This is a genomic window from Bacteroides caecigallinarum (genome assembly GCF_016902295.1).
GTDB lineage: Bacteria > Bacteroidota > Bacteroidia > Bacteroidales > Bacteroidaceae > Phocaeicola > Phocaeicola caecigallinarum_A.
In genome coordinates, this window is record NZ_JACJLQ010000076.1 from 1 (window position 1) to 3,755 (window position 3,755).

The 3,755-nt window shown below is 38.2% G+C and carries 3 protein-coding genes; all 3 read left to right on the forward strand.

The genetic code is table 11. The features are described 5' to 3' along the window. The first annotated feature begins 224 nt into the window (after window positions 1-224). The 3 genes from H6A27_RS13965 to H6A27_RS13975 all read left to right on the forward strand — a co-directional run bounded on the left by H6A27_RS13965 (window position 225) and on the right by H6A27_RS13975 (window position 2,543). Window positions 225-443, forward strand: coding sequence for a hypothetical protein (locus tag H6A27_RS13965; protein WP_204509117.1), 219 nt, complete (start codon window positions 225-227; stop codon window positions 441-443). A gap of 487 nt (window positions 444-930) precedes the next feature. Next, the gene (locus tag H6A27_RS13970; RefSeq protein ID WP_204509118.1) at window positions 931-1,743 is read left to right on the forward strand and encodes a type IV toxin-antitoxin system AbiEi family antitoxin domain-containing protein; all 813 of its coding nucleotides are present in this window, start codon (window positions 931-933) and stop codon (window positions 1,741-1,743) included. After that, window positions 1,740-2,543: a nucleotidyl transferase AbiEii/AbiGii toxin family protein gene (locus H6A27_RS13975; protein WP_204509119.1), complete on the forward strand. Its 804-nt coding sequence runs from the start codon at window positions 1,740-1,742 to the stop codon at window positions 2,541-2,543. Before H6A27_RS13970 ends, H6A27_RS13975 begins: the two co-directional genes overlap by 4 nt. Window positions 2,544-3,755: the final 1,212 nt, after the last annotated feature.

The following is a 3,755-nucleotide window of genomic DNA, read 5'->3' on the forward strand; positions in this document are numbered from 1 at the left end:
CTACAAAACCAGAAACTACGAAAGAATTTTCCATTTTCTTCATGACATTGAAATTTTAGAAGTGAAACATTTATTTTTTACGTTGCCATCAAAGTTGGCAAGGATAGCAGTCAGGCAAGTAATTACCGAATTATTTCACCGTCAGGCGGGAAAAGTTTTCCGATAAGCGGCAGCAGGAAAAGTTTTTGAAAAAATTCAGGGAATAAGGCTCTGGTACTTGCAGTATGCGCCTTGCACTAACTTCGCAACAGGAAAAAGTAAGTGTCAAGGCTTCGTCCAAAATGAGAAATGAAGGGAATGGCCTGATATTCTTGTGTGCTGGTCTTGGAAAAGGATACTTCCCCATATTCAGACTCGACAGGTTTCACAGTTCCATGGTAATAAATGCTGACATGATAAGGGCGATAGTTCCAGTACTTCACCATGAACTTGGCATGGTATAGCAAGAGATATACGGATCTCCGCATTCTTCATCAAAAGGTCTTAACACGGAAGCTATTCAAGAGGATGGAAGCCAGAGGTGAAGCAAAACAAGGCTGATGCCACTCTTATGAGTTATGATAAGGAATAACTCAGCAAGGGAAAAAGAAGGGCAAAGCAGTCAATCGGACTATAAGCGGACTTCGGTTTCTCTCTGCTTACTATACAAAGGTTAATCCCATGGCAAAGGCCTGATAATAAAACCAGTTCCATGTATAAAGTCAGCAAATATAGGCTTGTTGTCGAGTTTATATTATAATTACACTTCAATTTTATCTTAATGTTGAGTGATTCGATAGAAACCTTCGTAAACTGGTTAACAAATCACGTCACGATTTCTACCTCATTCCTTTGCAAGACTTCAGAAATCTTTGTATATTTGCAATCAAACTGCGTAAATTAACAAATAATGATAACAATTGCAGCTCCACTGCAATTTATAATACTTGTATGGAATACTCTGATTATACGAACTGGATACACGAAAGAAGCATACGTGGAAACGTATTCTTTTCTTTAGATGACATCGAGAAGAACTACCCCGGTGTCAGCAAGGAAGTTATACGTGTCGCATTATCAAGGATGCAAGATAACGGTTTAATCGTTTCTCCGTGGAAGACATTCTACATCATAGTTCCAACTGAATATAAGTTGAAGGGAGAGGTACCACCATCGTATTATATCGATGAATTGATGAAGTACTTGCATCGTGATTACTATGTATGTCTTCTCTCAGCTGCTACAATCTATGGTGCCTGTCACCAGCGCAGCCAGACCTACTACGTAATGGCTTCAGGAAAGTCGCTACGTGACGGAGTTAAAAACGGTACGAAATTGGTTTTTTCCCAAAGACAGGATATTCCAAAGGCTTACGTCCGCCAGGTGAAGACACAGACCGGCATGATGAATATATCATCGCCATTGATGACTGCTCTCGATATTATTAATATGGAGAGTAAGATAGGTGGTATGAGCCGTTCTGCCGAGATTATCGCAGAACTTGACGAATCGTTCAAGCTCTCCTCTGCAGACTACGAGTTGCTGAAGACATATCCTGTCCCAGTAATACAAAGATTCGGGTACATCCTCAGTATTCTTGAATACGATGAGCATGCTCAATGGGTGGCAGACGCTTGCAAGGCTTTGAATATAAAGTTTCGTAAGACTCCGCTCAAGGCAGGAAAACCATGTGATGAATCACACGAGATAGATAAGCAGTGGAAACTCATTATTAACACACAGATAGAAATTGACGAATTATGATATACGAAAGAGCAATAAGAGAATGGAATGAGGTGGTGCCTTGGAAATCGCCTCAGATGGTGGAACAGGATTTGGTTATCTGCCGGGCATTGGTAAGTATCTTCAGCGATGATTTTTTGCGTGAGAACCTCGCTTTCCGTGGTGGTACGGCACTGCATAAGCTCTATCTCTCACCTCAACCCAGGTACAGTGAGGATATAGATCTTGTGCAGATTAATCCGGGACCTATCAAACCTATCATGTTCCGCTTGGGCGAAGTGCTTGACTGGTTGCCCAACCGCAGTACGGCACAAAAGCGCCATAGCAACAAAATGTACTTTAAATTTGAGTCTGAAGTGCCGCCGGTAGAACAGATCCGATTGAAGATTGAAATCAATTGCTTTGAACACTTCAACGTGATGGGACTACACAAAGTTCCATTCAAGATGGAAAACTCATGGTTTAGCGGTGAAACAGAAATCGCTACTTACCACTTGGAAGAACTCATTGGCACGAAAATGCGAGCCCTTTACCAGCGTAAAAAAGGACGTGACCTATTTGATATAAACTGTGCATTGACGCAAAGAGACCTCAACATTGAGAAGGTACTCGAATGTTATAAGCGATACATGGAGTTTGTGGTAGAACGAGCACCATCTTACAAGGAATTTGTCCAAAATATGAACGAGAAGATGAACGACAGCGAGTTTCTAACCGACGTAGAACCACTTCTACGTCCGGAAATCCATTTTGATCCAAACGAAGCCTACCAGTTGGTTTACGATAATTTTATCGACAAACTTCCAGGCAAGCGAGATTAAGCTAATAATGCCCCAGAATAGAATGGACTCTAAAATATCGGAACTTCATACTTATTCTGAACCAAATACATTGTTCTCAGCAAGGAAAAAATAAAGCCCTTCATCAAGCAGAGAAGCATCTGACTGATGGAGGGCTTTCTACAAGTTTAAAGTTTAGACTTACCCATGTATATATACATGTCTCTTAAACTCAACTTACTTGACTGATTCAACCATATAGCAGGTTAAGCCTTTGAGTTTAAAAGTTTAATGAAACTCATATATGTATATATGAATTGATAAACTTATTTGTAAACTTCATCCCTGAAGCAGGAGGTAAATCCTTTTTTTCTTTGCTGAAATAAATCAGTCGTATATTGGTCGAAGGATGAACATATAGTTTGTCCTTCAGTAAACCCACATTATGTGAATGTTTCTTTCTCCTTGCTGAAATAATTGACGACTAAATAACCACAGATGAGATATTGAGAAATATTTTCGATACATATTATGCGAAATCATTGATAATTACCTAATTTTGCTAAATATAGATGCATATTAGAGATAAATTCATTCGCATCTGTGTTATTAAATATTAAACTCTAATAAAATCACATCTAAATCAGGAAAGTGATGAAAAAATTGAAACTTATAAGAAAATCAGAACCGTTTGTATTTCAGATGGGCAAAAACGTAAAATCCAATGGCTCAAATATGATTCAATTAACTGTATATTATTGATAATCAGACAGTTTATATAACTGTGTGGGGTAAATAGCTGAATGATGAAGACTCAACCAGCAATTACGCATTCAGATTGCTGGCATATAATGCAAAACACTGATAATCAATTATATAAATCATTTTCACAAGTAAGTGGAAGTAATGGCTCAAATACGAGCCAAATAGCCATTAATTATCTGACAATCAACCATATAACAAATGTGTATTGGTAAGTAACTTGTGAAAACAAAAGAAAGCAACATTTATATAGTACATAATAAGCTGATTTACAACTACTTAAACTCCTATTTCCAACAATAAAATCATGGCTCAAATACCATTCCAATACAACCCAACTAACTGACATACAGATTACTAACATCTTTGCATCGGAAAATAAGATTTTGTATTGTGAAATCGTGACAATTTCAAAGGGCTTCAAATTTTCACGCTCCCGATACTGTGAGACATGGAAAATAAGACAAGTAAATGGCTGCAGATTTGTATGGA